Here is a 14,635-nt window from a genome sequence, read left to right as displayed (position 1 = left end):
CGTTTTGTTGCGTTTCTCCCGGGCCGCCAGACTGGTTGCGTAAATGCCCCGGACATCCCTGGCAAATTGCTCAATGGAATAATCCGCGGCAAACGCCCGGGCTTTTTCAGACAGCTCGGTGCGCAGGTCGTCGTTCTCCAGCAGCTGTCGGGCCTTCTCAATCCAGCGGGCCTGGTTTTCCGGAGTCTTGTAGCCGTTCAGGCCGTCCCGAACCACGTCTTCAATGCCACTGGAGCGAACCGCTACCACCGGCAGCCCGGCAGACATGGCTTCCAGAATCACCATGCCCTGGGTCTCGGATTTGGAGGCGAACAGGAAAGCATCGCCAAGGTTATACCAGAGCGCCATCTCCTCCGGCTGAACCGCGCCCACCAGGGTAAAGTGAGAGCCCAGCTCCAGGCTGTCAATTTTCTTCTGTAGCCGGTCCCTCTGGTGGCCATCGCCAATCATCAGAAACCGGAATGGCACGTCGCTTTCCTGCCGCAGCCGGTCGATGGCTTCGATTATGAAGTCGATGTTCTTCTCGTTGGAAAGCCGGGCCACGCTGATAAAGACCTTCTCGTTGCTCAGCCTCAGTTTTTTCCGGAGTGCCTCCACATCTGCGGGCTTCACAGCCTGGAAACGCTCGTACTCGATACCGGTGGGTTGTACGAATGTGGGTGTGGTCACCCCGATCATCCGCAGGTATTCCTCGGTGGAGTAAGTCGGTACGATCACGCCATCGCAGCGGTTGGCAAAGCGTTTGATCAGAGCGTGGGAAATCAGGTTCCGGAACAGCATCCCGGGCAGGGGCACAAAGTGAGCGTAGTGCTCCAGCCGCGTGTGATAGGTATAGATGGCCGGAATCCGCAGCTGACGGGCCATAAACAGCCCCAGACTACCCAGCCAGAACGGATGATGCAGGTGAATCACATCCGGCCGGAAGGCCCGTACCTGCTTGCGGATACGGGCCAGGAAAATATTGGCCAGACGGAATTCCCGTTTCTCGCCCATGGCCAGCAGTGATGGTACCCGCACTACCGCATCTTCATGGCTGGGCTGGTCGCGATACCGGGGCGCGACAATCTGGGTGCTATCCCCTAGATGTTCCAGCCCCCGGCGCAGCCGTTCAATGGAAATCGGAACCCCGCCAATGAAAGGCAGATAGTTGTTGGTGAACATGGTGACCCGCAACGGCTTTTCCAGCCACGGAGTGGGGTCCAGATCGTAATCCGGGTAATAGTCCTTGCCGATGAAGATGATCTGGTAAAGCTTGATGGTGAGCGCCAGAAACACCGAGACGATCAGGATGAAGTTCAGATAGCCGGTGTAGAACAGGGAATACACGAAGAACCACAAGCTCTCCAGCCGCTTCCAGACCGGATGCTGGCCCACTTCCAGACGCTCCAACTGGTAGCTGACGTCGCCGTCTGGAGAGACCCGTACGTCCACGTAGTGGTAGAAGCTATCCTCCGTATTCAGCACCAGCCCGCCAGCACCCCCGGTGGTGATGTAGGGCGTGCCACCTACCACCTGCTCGTCAAAGAGCGACAGGTTGGCCGAAAACACCAGGTCGATGCCTTGCTCCCGAATCAGCTGCATCAGCTCCTCCCGGAAGGCGGGAGGTTGCAGGTAGTCGTCTTCATCGTCGAACAGGGCTGGGGTTTCCGGTTGCAGAAGCGGGTGGCCAATAAACAGGATATGGGCGTTGCTGGTGTCGTGGGCCAGCAGGTCCCGGAGCCAGCGCATCTGCCAGCGCCAGGGTGTTTTGCCGGTACTGTCCAGGAAGATCAGGCGGGTGTTGCCGGCCCGGACGCTGTAGAAATGGGGCCCGAAATGATCATAAAACCGGAAACTGCCAAAATCCTCGTATTCGTGCGGGCCGAAGGTGAGCAGATAGGGAATGTCCAGGTGGCTCAAGGTGCCATACAGTGCCCGGTATTTATCCTCGCCACCGCCGCTCACGGCATTGCCGGACGACACCAGAAAGTCCACACCGGCCTGATTCAGGGTCGGGATAAACCGGCGCTCGAAGATGCCCACGGAATTGTTGATGTTGCCCACCACCGCAAAACGGATACCGGAGCCCGGCGGGGTGCGTTGGTGGATGCGTTCAACCTGCTCGCTGTGCAGGGCCTCAAAGTCCTGTTTGAAGAAATTCAGGTACACCTTGTAGCCCACCAGCGCCACCACAATGGCCAGGCACAGATAGAACAGCAGTTTAAGCGGGTTACGACGGATCATTCCGGCCTCCGGTGGCTTTTGATCAGTTCCCTCTGCATCACCAGCAAACCGATGAGCATGCCCAGGTAGATAGTGAGAAAACGCCAGGCAATAGTGACCAGCACCAGGTGATTGCCCGACAGGATATCTCGGAAGAAACTGCCGAACACGCCTTCCGATATGCCAGAGGCCCCGGGGGTGGGGGAGAAATACATGATGAAGGTGGTTACCACCAGCAAGCCCAGAGTGGTCAGGTAATCCACCTCATAGCCCAGGCCGTGAATCAGCAGGGCGGGAAAGCTGAACAGGCTGAGCAGGAACACGGCGGTGAACACCACCGACAGCAGCACGTCCCGTGGCGCGCCACGGAGGTATTCGCTGAAACACAGGGCAAACCGCAGCATTTCCCGCCGTAATTTGAACTGCCAGCGGTCGTGCCGGCGGTGGTTGATCAGATGTGCCTTGCGCAGGCCTGCGACAAGAGCGCTCAACGGCAGGATCATCCAGCGTGTCCGGAACAGCAGCACGGCAAAGAATCCCAGATAGAGCGACACAAACACCGCCAGTGCGGTGCCGATACCGGACGACCAGATGCCGCCGTCCAGGGCCTCCAGGCTCAATAGAAAGACCGGTGTCAGTGAGAAAATGAACGCCACCGCGAGTACCGTGCGGATAGTGGTGGCCGCCGTGGCGCGGGCCACGGGCACCCCATGGCGGGTGAGATACCAGATCTGGGCAAACCCGCCCCCGGTGGCCATGGGCGTTACGTTGGAGAAAAACAGATTAATGAACACCAGCCGGAAGATCTTGCGCAATGGCAGCCGGTGCCCCAGCGCCTTGAGGGTGTAGTGCAGGCGCAGACCATCGGCCATGAAGTAGATCAGCAGCAGGGCCGCGACCGGCAACAGCAGAGTGGGAGAAAGCAGGCGATCGTCGAACTGGAAACTGCGGCCGGCGAAGCGGTCGTAGACCGCATACAGGCCGGCGCCGGTCATGGCCACAAACAACAGGGCGAAGGCCGTAAGCCGTCGCCAGGAAGTCCGTTTCTGGTAGTTGCTGTCAGTGCTGTTGGTCATGCTCTGCCCGTCTGTTGGTGGCGGGCAGTGTACCCTGTGCAGGGCAGTGCTTGTCCAGTTTGGCTCAGTGGCCGTACACCATCAGGGTGGTGTTGGTGATGGCAAAGTCTGTGAACTGAACCGAGCCGATGCTGGTGTCACCCATGCGGAATACCGGCATGTCGATATCAGCCCGGAATTCCACATCGTGTACAGAAAGGCCTTCTTTGCCAGAAGCGGCACTGGTGCCCCGGGACAGGTTAGCCTTGGCATGGGCCATACCAAAGTGCCCCAGGGTATCCGCGCCACGGCGGTTATGAATCTGTAGCCCTTCAATGCCAACGGCGGCGAAGTTGAACAGCAGGATCACGTCGGCCGCGTCCCAGTTCAGGCTGCCGTTGCTGATCTCGAAGTGGGTATCGAGCTGCAGTTCCGAGCCGGACACCACGTTGCCGTTGGCCAGGGTGCGCGTGGCGCCGCCGTTATTGCGGATAACCAGATCGGTGGGGCCGATGTAGCCCTGCAGCAGGATGTTTGAGAATAAACTGGCGCTGCCTTCACTGCCGGTGGTGGTGATGCTGTCGATAGCCAGTTCGAAATCCACCGCCTGCAGGTAATCGGTCAGGCTGGTGGGGTCGCCGTAATCGCTGGCCCCCAGATGGATCACCAGGTCGCCGCTGTCGAACTGTTTGCCGAAACTGCCGCCAACCGAGTATTTCGCCAGCGCGTCCGCGACATCGGGATTGCTGGTATCGAGCAGACCGGCGTCGGCGCGGCGTGCTATCTCGGAGAAACCGTGCTCCAGAACCTCGCCACTGCCCGCGATATCAATCGTCAGCTTCATGTTGTCCAGCACGGTATCGTTCTGGCCGGACAATCTCAGGCCGTTGATTCCCAGGGAGCCTTCATCGGTCCAGATCAGGTGATCAATATTGAGCTTGGTTTCCAGTTCAATGGTTACACCGGCCTGGCCAGTCACACCCGCCAGGGTTGTGTCATCCAGCGGCTGGAATTCGGCCATGGCAGGCAAGGCTAATGAGGCGCCGGCCATCAGACTCAGGCAGGCGAGGGATTTTCTGGCCTCAGGAATGAGAAAAGACATGTTGGCCCCGGTTCGTTCGACGATTTGTTGTTATTGATTGATTCAGAACACCTGACGTGTGCTGATCAGCCGCAGGGGCAACACAACCAGAGCTGCGGTCGTTAAAAGTTACACATTGTTACTTTAAGCCTGAAGGCGGGGGTGATCTGTGAGGCTGGTCACAACCTGAACGGTCGTGACTGGTGCTTCAATCCAGTGCCTGGCGGATGAGGTTTTTCTGATGCTCGGCGAAGCCTCGGATCAGCTCAGTGGCTTTGGTCGCATCCCTCGCCAACACCGCCTGGGGCAACTCCGAGAAAAACGTACTGGTGGTTGCAAGGCCCTTACGGTATCGGTCTGCTCCAAGGTAATAGGCTCGGCTCACGGCAGGTTTGAAGTTGGACAGCGCTTCGGTCAGGTAGGGGTTGGCGACGACCTGGCAGCAAGCTTCCATCACGTTAAAGCTGGCTTCCACCACCCGGGTGATATTGGGTTGGGGTTCTTTTATCCGTTCGACCACCTGCGATACCGCAACCAGTAAACGGTCTTTGTCAGCCTCCTGCCAGCGCTCGCACAGGCGCGAAGCCAGCATCATCAGCAAATGCATATAGACGTCGTAGAGCTCCGACGCGTACTCGGCATTCAGCTGGGTTGCTGAAGCGCCTTTCCTTGGTGTGATTTCCACCAGGTGCCAGCGCTCCAGAGTGTAGAGCGCTTCTTTAACCGAGGCCCGGCTGACTTTCAGTTCGTTGGCCAGCGTGGCTTCCTGAATGCGCTCTCCGGGGCGGATCTGCCCGGTCATGATGCGCTCGGCCAGGAAATTGGCAATCTGTTCTGCCAGAGTATTGGGCACCTGAAAGTCCATAGAGGGCTCTGTCTGCTCACTGTCGGGTTGTTAGACAAACGTGGAACGGCGGGAGTGTAGCACAGCCGGAGTAATGCCGGTCACTACCTTGAAATCTGCCTGTGTAGCACGCAGGTATATGGCTTGAATCCTCCAAACATAAGGGAAACCAACATGCCCAAGCATTTTGAGCAGGCCCCGGGCCTGTACGATGACCCCGTTCCCGAAACCGAAGGCTATGTCTTTAACCAGACCATGATGCGCATCAAGGAGCCCGAGCGTTCGATGGACTTCTACACCCGGGTACTGGGCATGCGCCTGGTTCGCAAGCTGGATTTCCCGGAGATGAAGTTTACGCTCTACTTCCTGGGCTACCTGGACGACAAGCAGGCTCAGTTTGTGCCAAACGATGATGGCCACCGGACTACCTACACCTTTGGCCGGGAAGCGATGCTGGAGCTTACCCATAACTGGGGCACCGAAGACGATGCCGACTTTGCCTACCACAACGGCAATGGTGAGCCCCAGGGCTTCGGCCATATCGGCATTGCCGTGCCCGATGTCTACGCTGCCTGTGAGCGCTTCGAAAAGCTGGGCGTGGAATTCGTGAAAAAACCGGACGACGGCAAAATGAAAGGCCTGGCCTTCATCAAAGACCCGGACGGCTACTGGATTGAGATCCTGCAGCCGGACATGCTGGAAAAACAGCGCAAGGACAGCTGATCCTCCAGCTGTTCCTGACCCCGGCGTTCAGCTTTCCTGGCTGGCGCCGGGCGCCTTGCCATAGCGCGAGGCGACAATCACCGCCACCGTCAGTATGAACGCGCCGGCAACACCAATCGGCCCCAGTTCCTCTCCCAGAATCAGCCAGGCCAGCAAGGCAATAAACAAAGGTTCGAGCACGACGACAATGCTGGATACCGTTGCCGGCGTGGTTTTCATCCCGGTAAAGAACAGCAAATAGCCAATGCAGGTGGGCACCACACCGATGTACAACACCATCAGCCAGTGCTTTAACCCCATGGTTTCCAGCCCTGCAAAGCCGCCACTCAAGGCCACCACTGGCAACAGCAGCAGTGCGGCGGTACCAAAGCAGATAAAGGCGGTGGTAAACACCGGTGTGCCCGTTGAGTTGTAGCGGCTGGTGAGGGTGAAGCCGGTGTATACCGCCGCCGCCAGCAGTGCCATCAGAATGCCGGCCAGCCGCAGGGTGCCGGCTGTGTCCATGTCACTGACCACCAGCATACCCGTGCCCAGAATCGCAGCAACGGCGGCCAGTACGGTCAGCAGCCCAGGTTTCTCGCCCAGTAGTGGGGCAGCCAGAATCGCCACCAGAACCGGTGGCAGGCACAGGGATATCAGGGTGGCAATGCCGGCCCCGGTCAGGTCTACGGCCAGCAGATAGCTGCCCTGGTAAAACGCCTGGAACAGCCCCAGGGCGGTTAGGGTGATCATGGCCTTGCCGCTGAGAGAACGCAAAGAGCTGCCGGGTACCGTCTGGCCGGGGTTTCGGGCCACCAGCTGCCGTTGCTCGCGCCGCATCAATAGCCAGAAGAATGGCAGCGCAACCACCAGGCGTAAAAAACCGAGGGTGATGGCCTCCAGTTCCGTACCGTTGAACAGAAACTTGGCAACAATCCCCGTTGTGGCCCACAGCAAAGAGGCCAGGGCAATAAGAAGTGCTCCGTGGATCATGACAAACTGCCGGTTGGAGAAACAAACAGGCAAGGGTATCAGCGGTAAGTGCGTGGCGCTATAAGGGAAAGGAGAGGGGCAGCGAGGCTGCCCCGGGGGGTTATTTCACGGCGAGGCGGTCGGCGTTCTTTTCAACCGTACGCGCGCCAATACCCTTCACATCGGCCAGTGCTTCAATGCTGTCGAAGGGGCCGTTGGCTTCGCGGTATTCAATAATAGCTTGGGCCTTGCTCTCACCCACGCCGCTCAGAGAAGCCAGAGTGGCTACATCGGCGGTGTTGATGTTCACGGCGGGTTGCTCGCTGGCGAAGGCAGCAGAGCCGGTGATCAGGCTGAAAAACAGAACAAGGGTGGCCAGAAATGAGGTTGGTTTCATCGGAGAACTCCTGAGTGTAATAACGTTGTTATGAACAGTCAGGCACGACAAACCATTGAGACTATTGGTGATTCGAAACGGTGCAGAACAAAAAGGGCAAGGCGGGTACGAAAGCGATTTAGTGCACGGAAAGGGACTACTGTCCGTGTAGTCCCCAAATTCCGTGGCTGACCCCTGCCTGATCCATCAGGCTGCGCATCATCCTGAGCACTTCATCCTTGCAGTCATCCCTGTAGCCCTTATCCATCGGGCAACTCCGAATCCGTGGAGTTCTCATCCGTGAGCCAACGTCCGTGCTGGCTTGTCATCCCTGACAGTGACCATTCTACGGAGGATGAAATTTCGCAAAATCGGACATCCGCCAGATGGTTTGTGCGAGATATCCCACAGAGCTGTGAGTTTTGCGGTGAACCTGAATTCATTGTTTTCAGGGCGTTTTGCGGGCAATTTGTTGCCTGAAAATCAGGGCGCTACCAGATGGTGCAGTGGGCTTTAGATGTCGCGCACCAATTTGGTGCGGCGGGTTGGCCGAAGCACCGGATTGGGGCCTGAAACGGCGCACCAATTCATTGCAGAGCCGGTTCGGGCATGTTTTTTGTTGTCTAACATGATGTTTTATTTGTGCTTTTCTAGTTGTTGGAACGGCGGATGCAATTGGCTGTTTGCGTTTGACGACTCATAACCCAACGAAAAGGACGCACAACATGAGCATCAAAAAACACGTGAAACTGGGCCTCTCTGCATTGGCGCTGTCTGTCTCTTTCGGTTCCATCAATACCGCGTTTGCCGCCGAAGACCCCATCAAGGTCGGTATTCTCCATTCCCTGTCCGGCACCATGGCCATCAGTGAAACCGCACTGAAAGACACCATGCTGATGCTGATCGAAAAGCAGAACGAAGCCGGTGGCGTACTTGGCCGCCAGTTGGAGCCGGTGGTGGTTGATCCAGCTTCCAACTGGCCGCTGTTCGCGGAGAAAGCCCGTGAGCTGCTGGAGAAAGAAAAGGTCGACGTGATCTTCGGTAACTGGACCTCGGTGTCCCGTAAATCCGTTCTGCCGGTGGTAGAAGAACTGAACGGCCTGCTGTTCTACCCGGTTCAGTACGAAGGCGAGGAATCGTCTGAAAACGTGTTCTACACCGGTGCGGCCCCCAACCAGCAGGCGATTCCTGCGGTGGATTACCTGATGAACGATCTGGGTGTTGAGCGCTGGGTTCTGGCGGGCACGGATTACGTTTACCCGCGCACCACCAACAAGATTCTGGAAACCTATCTGAAAGATAAAGGCGTGGCCGCCGGCGACATCATGATCAACTACACGCCTTTCGGCCACTCTGACTGGCAGACCATCGTGTCTGACATCAAGAAGTTCGGCAGCGCCGGCAAGAAGACCGCCGTGGTCTCCACCATCAACGGCGATGCCAACGTGCCCTTCTACCGTGAACTGGGCAACCAGGGCATTTCCGCTACCGACATTCCCGTGGTTGCGTTCTCCGTGGGTGAACAGGAACTCTCCGGCATCGACACCGCTCCGCTGGTTGGCCACCTGGCTGCCTGGAACTACTTCATGAGCGTGGATAACGACGCCAACTACGACTTCATCGACGCCTGGGTTGCCTACAAGGACGACGATGCCGCCGTGACCAACGACCCGATGGAAGCCCATTACATCGGTTTCAACATGTACGTTGAAGCGGTGAAGAAAGCTGGCACCACCGACGTGGATGAAGTGAAAGACGCCATCATCGGTGTGAGCGTACCGAACCTCACCGGCGGTTACGCCACCATGATGCCGAACCATCACATCACCAAGCCGGTGCTGATTGGCGAGATCCAGGACAACGGCCAGTTCTCCGTGGTCTGGGAAACCCCGTCTACCGTGGCTGGCGATGCCTGGTCTGACTTCCTGCCAGGTTCCAAGGACCTGATCAGTGACTGGCGAGCGCCTCTGCGCTGCGGCAACTTCAACGTGGTCACCGGCAAGTGCGGTGGTGGCTCGGCTGACGTGGCCTCCAACTAAGCTCCAACCGGGCACAGCCGGGCAGGCCTGAGCCTGCCCGGCTGTGCTCCCGAATTTCCAAGCCAACAGGAATGAATCATGAGCATTCACCGATTGCTCGCCAGGATGGTATTGGCTGTCTGTCTGGCCCTAGGGGCCACACTGGCGAATGCCCAGGCGCAGACGAATGCGCCCGAAGCGCTGCTGAAACGGCTCATAGAAGCCGGGCAAGCTGAAAAAACCGACTTACTCAAAGCCCTCTCCGAAACCGGCGACGAACGCGCCCGGGGCTGGCTGGAAGCCGTTCGCGACGGCAAACTCGCGATGATTGAAGACACGGGTGCCCTGGTGATTGTGGTAAACAACCGGGGCCGTAACTGGCAGATCGCCGACGCCCTGACCGGCGAAGACCTGGGTGAAATGTCGCGCCGGGATCTGCAAAACCTGCGGGTGAACAACGCCCTGCGGGCCGACATCGAGGGCATCCTCTCGGTGATCGACCTGACCGTAGCCGACCCAGGCCAGCGCCTCGATGCCGCGCGCAATCTGCTGGGCGAAGTGAATGAAGCGCTGGCCACCCAGCTCCAGGCCCGTTTGCAGGTGGAAGACAACGGCCAGGTGCGTGACATGCTCACCAATGCCCTGGCCATTTACCAGGTGGAGCAGGGCGATGTTGAGGCGGTAGCCACTTTGTCTGGCAGCCTGAACCCGACTGTGCGTGCCGCCCTAAATAATGCCGTTAACAGCGATGACCCTGCGCTGGCGGCTGCGGCCGAGAAAGCCCTGGCCAGCATTGAGCAGAAACTGAAACTCAACCGCGCTGCCGAAACCCTGTATTTTGGCCTGTCCCTCGGCTCTGTACTGGTACTGGCCGCCATTGGCCTCGCCATCACCTTTGGTGTGATGGGCGTGATCAACATGGCCCATGGCGAGCTGATCATGCTCGGTGCCTACACCACCTGGGGCATGCAGCAACTGTTCCCGGGCCAGCCTGGCCTGGCCCTGATCCTGTCCATCCCGGCCGGTTTCCTGGTGGCGGCGCTGGCGGGCATCGCCATTGAGCGCAGCGTGATCCAGTACCTTAAGGGCCGCCCGCTGGAAACCCTGCTGGCCACCTTTGGCATCAGCCTGATTCTGCAACAACTGGTGCGTACGGTGATTTCTCCGCTCAACCGCAGCGTGGTCACGCCCGAGTGGATGAGCGGCTCGATCATGGTGAACGAGGCGTTGTCGCTCACCCTGAACCGCCTGTACGTGATTGGCTTTGCCCTGGTGGTATTCGCCGGGCTGATGCTGATCATGCGCAAGACCCGCCTGGGGCTGGAAGTCCGTGCTGTTACCCAGAACCGGGCCATGGCCCGCTCCATGGGCATTAAAGCCACCAAAGTGGACATTATGACCTTCGCCCTGGGCTCCGGTGTGGCCGGGCTGGCGGGCGTGGCCCTGTCACAGATCACCAACGTTGGCCCCAACCTGGGCCAGAACTACATCATCGACTCGTTCATGGTGGTGGTGTTCGGTGGTGTGGGCAATCTCTGGGGCACCCTGATTGCCGGGCTTTCCCTGGGCACCATCAACCAACTGCTGGAACCCTGGGCGGGTGCGGTCCTCGCCAAAATCATGGTGCTGGTGCTGATCATTCTGTTCATTCAAAAGCGGCCACGCGGGCTATTCCCGCAGAAAGGCCGGGCGGCGGAGGGCTGAGTTATGGCGACATCACAAACCTGGCTGCTCCGGCCCTTCCAGGAGCGTTCCACCCAAGTTTTCCTTGGCGTGCTGTTCGCCGCCCTGGTGGTGGTTACCTTCCTGCACCTGTTTATGCCGGAAGACAGTGCCCTGCACGTAAGTGCTTACACCGTTACCCTTTTGGGTAAGTACCTGTGCTACGCCCTGCTGGCGGTGGCGGTGGACCTGGTGTGGGGTTACCTGGGCATTCTCAGCCTGGGCCACGGCGCTTTCTTTGCCCTCGGCGGCTACGCCATGGGCATGTACCTGATGCGCCAGATCGGTGATCGCGGCGTGTATGGCGATCCCGTATTGCCGGACTTCATGGTGTTCCTGAACTGGCAGGAGTTGCCCTGGTACTGGCAGGGCTTCGATATGGCCTGGTTCGCCTTCATCATGGTGCTGCTGGCGCCGGGCGTGCTGGCGCTGGTGTTCGGCTTCCTGGCCTTCCGCTCCCGGGTAACCGGCGTGTACCTCTCCATCATCACCCAGGCACTCACCTTTGCGTTGATGCTGGCGTTCTTCCGCAACGAGATGGGCTTCGGTGGCAACAACGGCCTGACCGATTTCAAAGACATCCTCGGCTTCAACCTGCGCAGCGACGCCACCCGACTTGGCCTTTTCCTGGCGACCGGCATCGCGCTGGCAGTGGGCTATGTCGTGTGCCGTGCCATTGTGACCAGCAAGCTGGGCCGGGTCAGCGTGGCCTGCCGCGATGCCGAAGCCCGTACCCGGTTCCTGGGTTACCGGGTGGAGCGGGTGCAGCTGTTTGTGTTCGTGGTCTCCGCCATGCTGGCGGGTGTGGCCGGCGCGTTGTATGTGCCACAGGTGGGCATCATCAACCCCAGCGAATTCTCGCCGCTGTTCTCCATCGAAATCGTGGTGTGGGTCGCCCTCGGTGGCCGTGCCACCCTGTATGGCGCGGTCATCGGCGCCTTGCTGGTGAACTACGCCAAGACCGTGTTCACCGGCATCATGCCGGACGCCTGGCTGTTCGCCCTGGGCGCGCTGTTCGTGCTGGTGACGGTGTTCCTGCCCAAGGGCATCGCCGGGCTGTTGCAGAAACGCCGCCAGACGGACGATGACCAACCCGGCGCTCAGGAGGCCACCGCATGAGCATCTTTGAACAACTTGCCAACCGGGATCAGGTATTTGAGTTTCTCACCCCCGTGGCCTCGCCGGTTGACGTGCGCCACGGCCCGATCCTGTACATGGAAGACGTGAGCGTGAGCTTCGATGGCTTCAAGGCCATCAACAACCTCAACCTCACCATCGACGACGGCGAACTGCGCTGCATCATCGGTCCTAACGGGGCGGGTAAAACCACCATGATGGACATCATCACTGGTAAAACCCGGCCCGACACCGGCTCGGTGTGGTTCGGCAGCCGCCACAACCTGCTGCGCATGAACGAGCCGGACATTGCCACCCTGGGCATCGGCCGCAAATTCCAGAAGCCCACCGTGTTCGAGGCTTTGACTGTGTTCGAAAACCTCGAACTGGCCATGGCCGCCGACAAACGCATCCTGCCCACCCTGACTGCCATCATGACCGCGGAATACCGGGACCGGATTGACGAAATCCTGGAAATGATCGGTTTGCAGGCGCTGCGCGACAAGCCCGCCGGCATCCTCTCCCACGGCCAGAAACAGTGGCTGGAGATCGGCATGCTGTTGATGCAGAAACCCCGGCTGCTGCTGGTGGACGAGCCCGTGGCCGGTATGACCGAACAGGAAATGGAACGCACCGCCGAGTTGCTCACCAGTCTTGCGGGCAAACAGTCCGTGGTGGTGGTGGAACACGACATGGGCTTTGTGCGCTCCATCGCCCGCAAAGTCACCGTACTGCACCAGGGCAGCGTGCTGGCCGAAGGCACCATGGACCAGGTCTCCAACGACCCGGATGTGATCAAGGTGTATCTGGGGGAGGAGGCCTGATGCTCAAGATTGAAAAGCTCAACCAGTTCTACGGCGAAAGCCACACCCTCTGGGACCTGGAGCTGGACGTGCCCCAGGGCCAGTGTACCTGCGTGATGGGCCGCAACGGCGTGGGCAAGACCACGCTGATGAAATGCATCATGGGCGAGGAAACCGTGAAAAGCGGCTCCATCGAGTTTGCCCGGGATGTGGAACTCACCAAAAAGAAAATCGAAGACCGCTCTCGCCTGGGCATCGGTTACGTGCCCCAGGGCCGACAGATCTTCCCGCTGCTGACCGTGGAGGAAAACCTGCGCACTGGCCTGGCGGTGCGGGCCGATGGCAGCAAGCAAATCCCCGAGCGCATTTACGAGCTGTTCCCGGTGCTGAAAGAAATGAAACACCGCCGGGGCGGCGACCTCTCCGGTGGCCAGCAGCAACAGCTGGCCATTGGCCGCGCGCTGGTGATTGAGCCGAGACTGCTGATCCTCGACGAGCCGGGGGAGGGTATCCAGCCCAACATTGTGGCCCAGATTGGCGAGGTGATTCGCCGGTTGATTGAAGAAGACGGCCTGACCGTGCTGCTGGTGGAGCAGAAACTGCCGTTCGCCCGCAAATACGCCGACCGTTTCGCCATCCTCGACCGGGGCCGGCGCGTGGCCGAAGGCGATATTGCCGGGCTGACCGATGAACTCATCAAACAGCACCTGACCGTATGACCGCCTATCAAGCCATCGACCGCCACGCCTCCGGCCACCGTTTCGACACCGAACGGCGCTGGGCGGCGGCCCTGGAACTGGGCTTTGAAGCCCGCGCCGAGAGCGAACCGGCGCCGGTAACCCGGCTGGTGCGCCGGCGCCACCATGGCCCGCTACGGGTGCAGCGCCCCTTCTACCCGGAGGGAAAAACCGGCTGCTGCCATGTGTACCTGCTGCATCCCCCGGGTGGCCTGGTGAGCGGCGACGAACTGCGCATCGAAGCCTCTGTGGCCGAAGGTGGCCACGCGCTTCTGACCACCCCGGCCGCAGCGAAACTGTACAAGGCCGACAGCCATGGCGTGGCCTGGGGCCAGCACACCCGGTTGCTGGTAGCCAAAGACGCGATTCTGGAATACCTGCCCCAGGAAACCATCGCCTTCGACGGCTCCCGTGGTTTGCAAACCACCACCATTGAACTGGCAGCCGGCGCTCGCACCCTGGGCTGGGAAGTGCTCGCGCTGGGCCGCCCGGCCAGCGACCTGCCGTTTGCCACCGGCGAACTGGAACAGCGTTTCCATTTAAGCCTGAACGGCCAGCCGCTGTGGCTGGAGCGCCAGCTGCTGAACCCGAAACACCGCCGGTTCAACGGCCCCTGGGGCCAGGGTGGCGCCACTGTGCAGGCCACGCTCTGGGCGGTCGGGCTGGACGACGAAGCCGCCGCCATCGACGTGCTGAGAGCACAGTTACCAGACCACAACCGCTGGGCCGTGACCCGGCGCCGAGGTGTGCTGCTCCTGCGCTACCTGGGCACCGAACGCAACGAAGCCTGGGCCCTGTGCGAACAAGCCTGGCACCTGCTGCGCCCCCTGCTCGCCGGCGTACCGGCCCACACACCCAGAATCTGGCTTACCTGACGCATAAGAGACAACGGAGTCATCCATGGAACTCACCCCCAGAGACAAAGACAAGCTGCTGCTGTTCACCGCCGCCCTGCTGGCCGAACGCCGCAAAGCCAAAGGCCTGAAACTGAACTACCCCGAAGCGGT

The 14,635-nt window shown here is 59.7% G+C and carries 14 protein-coding genes; 8 read left to right on the top strand and 6 right to left on the bottom strand.

What is annotated here, in order from left to right; genetic code table 11:
• The 4 genes from B3Y70_RS12260 to B3Y70_RS12245 all read right to left on the bottom strand — a co-directional run.
• The coding region (locus tag B3Y70_RS12260; protein ID WP_288589893.1) for a glycosyltransferase at nucleotides 1-2,223 on the bottom strand (2,223 nt) is incomplete at its 3' end.
• Nucleotides 2,220-3,278 carry a lysylphosphatidylglycerol synthase transmembrane domain-containing protein gene (locus tag B3Y70_RS12255; RefSeq protein ID WP_023012201.1) on the bottom strand — a complete coding sequence of 353 codons (1,059 nt, stop codon included), beginning with the start codon at nucleotides 3,276-3,278 and terminating at the stop codon, nucleotides 2,220-2,222. The genes B3Y70_RS12260 and B3Y70_RS12255, both read right to left, overlap by 4 nt.
• A gap of 64 nt (nucleotides 3,279-3,342) precedes the next feature.
• Entirely contained in the window at nucleotides 3,343-4,359 is a 1,017-nt protein-coding gene (locus tag B3Y70_RS12250; protein ID WP_199452441.1) for a DUF6160 family protein, read from the bottom strand.
• 187 nt (nucleotides 4,360-4,546) lie between these two features.
• The gene (locus B3Y70_RS12245; protein ID WP_199452440.1) at nucleotides 4,547-5,203 is read right to left on the bottom strand and encodes a GntR family transcriptional regulator; all 657 of its coding nucleotides are present in this window, start codon (nucleotides 5,201-5,203) and stop codon (nucleotides 4,547-4,549) included.
• A 153-nt stretch (nucleotides 5,204-5,356) separates the two neighbouring features.
• Between B3Y70_RS12245 and gloA the strand changes: the two genes are divergently transcribed.
• Complete coding sequence (gloA, locus tag B3Y70_RS12240; protein WP_199452439.1) at nucleotides 5,357-5,905, top strand: lactoylglutathione lyase; 549 nt, start codon at nucleotides 5,357-5,359, stop codon at nucleotides 5,903-5,905.
• 27 nt (nucleotides 5,906-5,932) lie between these two features.
• Here gloA and B3Y70_RS12235 read toward each other — a convergent pair whose 3' ends face one another.
• Both B3Y70_RS12235 and B3Y70_RS12230 read right to left on the bottom strand, forming a co-directional pair.
• Entirely contained in the window at nucleotides 5,933-6,877 is a 945-nt protein-coding gene (locus B3Y70_RS12235) for a DMT family transporter (protein ID WP_199452438.1), read from the bottom strand.
• Between the two features lie 100 nt (nucleotides 6,878-6,977).
• Nucleotides 6,978-7,253, bottom strand: coding sequence for a ComEA family DNA-binding protein (locus tag B3Y70_RS12230; protein WP_278350415.1), 276 nt, complete (start codon nucleotides 7,251-7,253; stop codon nucleotides 6,978-6,980).
• A gap of 704 nt (nucleotides 7,254-7,957) precedes the next feature.
• Between B3Y70_RS12230 and urtA the strand changes: the two genes are divergently transcribed.
• The 7 genes from urtA to B3Y70_RS12195 all read left to right on the top strand — a co-directional run.
• Nucleotides 7,958-9,271: an urea ABC transporter substrate-binding protein gene (urtA, locus tag B3Y70_RS12225; protein ID WP_286895663.1), complete on the top strand. Its 1,314-nt coding sequence runs from the start codon at nucleotides 7,958-7,960 to the stop codon at nucleotides 9,269-9,271.
• Between the two features lie 78 nt (nucleotides 9,272-9,349).
• The gene (urtB, locus tag B3Y70_RS12220) at nucleotides 9,350-10,954 is read left to right on the top strand and encodes an urea ABC transporter permease subunit UrtB (RefSeq protein ID WP_288589891.1); all 1,605 of its coding nucleotides are present in this window, start codon (nucleotides 9,350-9,352) and stop codon (nucleotides 10,952-10,954) included.
• Between the two features lie 3 nt (nucleotides 10,955-10,957).
• On the top strand, nucleotides 10,958-12,091 hold the full coding sequence (gene urtC / locus B3Y70_RS12215; protein WP_288589890.1) for an urea ABC transporter permease subunit UrtC: 1,134 nt from the start codon (nucleotides 10,958-10,960) through the stop codon (nucleotides 12,089-12,091).
• The gene (urtD, locus tag B3Y70_RS12210; RefSeq protein ID WP_014422380.1) at nucleotides 12,088-12,912 is read left to right on the top strand and encodes an urea ABC transporter ATP-binding protein UrtD; all 825 of its coding nucleotides are present in this window, start codon (nucleotides 12,088-12,090) and stop codon (nucleotides 12,910-12,912) included. Before urtC ends, urtD begins: the two co-directional genes overlap by 4 nt.
• Entirely contained in the window at nucleotides 12,912-13,610 is a 699-nt protein-coding gene (urtE, locus tag B3Y70_RS12205; RefSeq protein WP_011786439.1) for an urea ABC transporter ATP-binding subunit UrtE, read from the top strand. Before urtD ends, urtE begins: the two co-directional genes overlap by 1 nt.
• Nucleotides 13,607-14,503: an urease accessory protein UreD gene (locus B3Y70_RS12200; protein ID WP_286895657.1), complete on the top strand. Its 897-nt coding sequence runs from the start codon at nucleotides 13,607-13,609 to the stop codon at nucleotides 14,501-14,503. Before urtE ends, B3Y70_RS12200 begins: the two co-directional genes overlap by 4 nt.
• A gap of 25 nt (nucleotides 14,504-14,528) precedes the next feature.
• Nucleotides 14,529-14,635, top strand: a 107-nt coding sequence (locus B3Y70_RS12195) for an urease subunit gamma (protein WP_288589897.1), incomplete at its 3' end; no start/stop codon positions are given.

Origin of the sequence: Marinobacter sp. UBA5687 (assembly GCF_002420325.1) — a bacterium.
GTDB lineage: Bacteria > Pseudomonadota > Gammaproteobacteria > Pseudomonadales > Oleiphilaceae > Marinobacter > Marinobacter nauticus.
The sequence above is the reverse complement of the archived record's forward strand: the minus strand, read 5'-3'. Positions and strand labels throughout refer to the sequence as shown.

What these genes read in the sequence shown, in the direction of transcription:
- gloA (WP_199452439.1), top strand. Translation starts at nt 5,357, where the DNA reads ATGCCCAAGCATTTTGAGCAGGCCCCGGGCCTGTACGATGACCCCGTT.
- urtB (WP_288589891.1), top strand. Translation starts at nt 9,350, where the DNA reads ATGAGCATTCACCGATTGCTCGCCAGGATGGTATTGGCTGTCTGTCTG.
- B3Y70_RS12230 (WP_278350415.1), bottom strand. Translation starts at nt 7,253, where the DNA reads ATGAAACCAACCTCATTTCTGGCCACCCTTGTTCTGTTTTTCAGCCTG.
- urtE (WP_011786439.1), top strand. Translation starts at nt 12,912, where the DNA reads ATGCTCAAGATTGAAAAGCTCAACCAGTTCTACGGCGAAAGCCACACC.
- urtA (WP_286895663.1), top strand. Translation starts at nt 7,958, where the DNA reads ATGAGCATCAAAAAACACGTGAAACTGGGCCTCTCTGCATTGGCGCTG.
- B3Y70_RS12200 (WP_286895657.1), top strand. Translation starts at nt 13,607, where the DNA reads ATGACCGCCTATCAAGCCATCGACCGCCACGCCTCCGGCCACCGTTTC.
- B3Y70_RS12255 (WP_023012201.1), bottom strand. Translation starts at nt 3,278, where the DNA reads ATGACCAACAGCACTGACAGCAACTACCAGAAACGGACTTCCTGGCGA.
- B3Y70_RS12250 (WP_199452441.1), bottom strand. Translation starts at nt 4,359, where the DNA reads ATGTCTTTTCTCATTCCTGAGGCCAGAAAATCCCTCGCCTGCCTGAGT.
- urtD (WP_014422380.1), top strand. Translation starts at nt 12,088, where the DNA reads ATGAGCATCTTTGAACAACTTGCCAACCGGGATCAGGTATTTGAGTTT.
- urtC (WP_288589890.1), top strand. Translation starts at nt 10,958, where the DNA reads ATGGCGACATCACAAACCTGGCTGCTCCGGCCCTTCCAGGAGCGTTCC.
- B3Y70_RS12245 (WP_199452440.1), bottom strand. Translation starts at nt 5,203, where the DNA reads ATGGACTTTCAGGTGCCCAATACTCTGGCAGAACAGATTGCCAATTTC.
- B3Y70_RS12235 (WP_199452438.1), bottom strand. Translation starts at nt 6,877, where the DNA reads ATGATCCACGGAGCACTTCTTATTGCCCTGGCCTCTTTGCTGTGGGCC.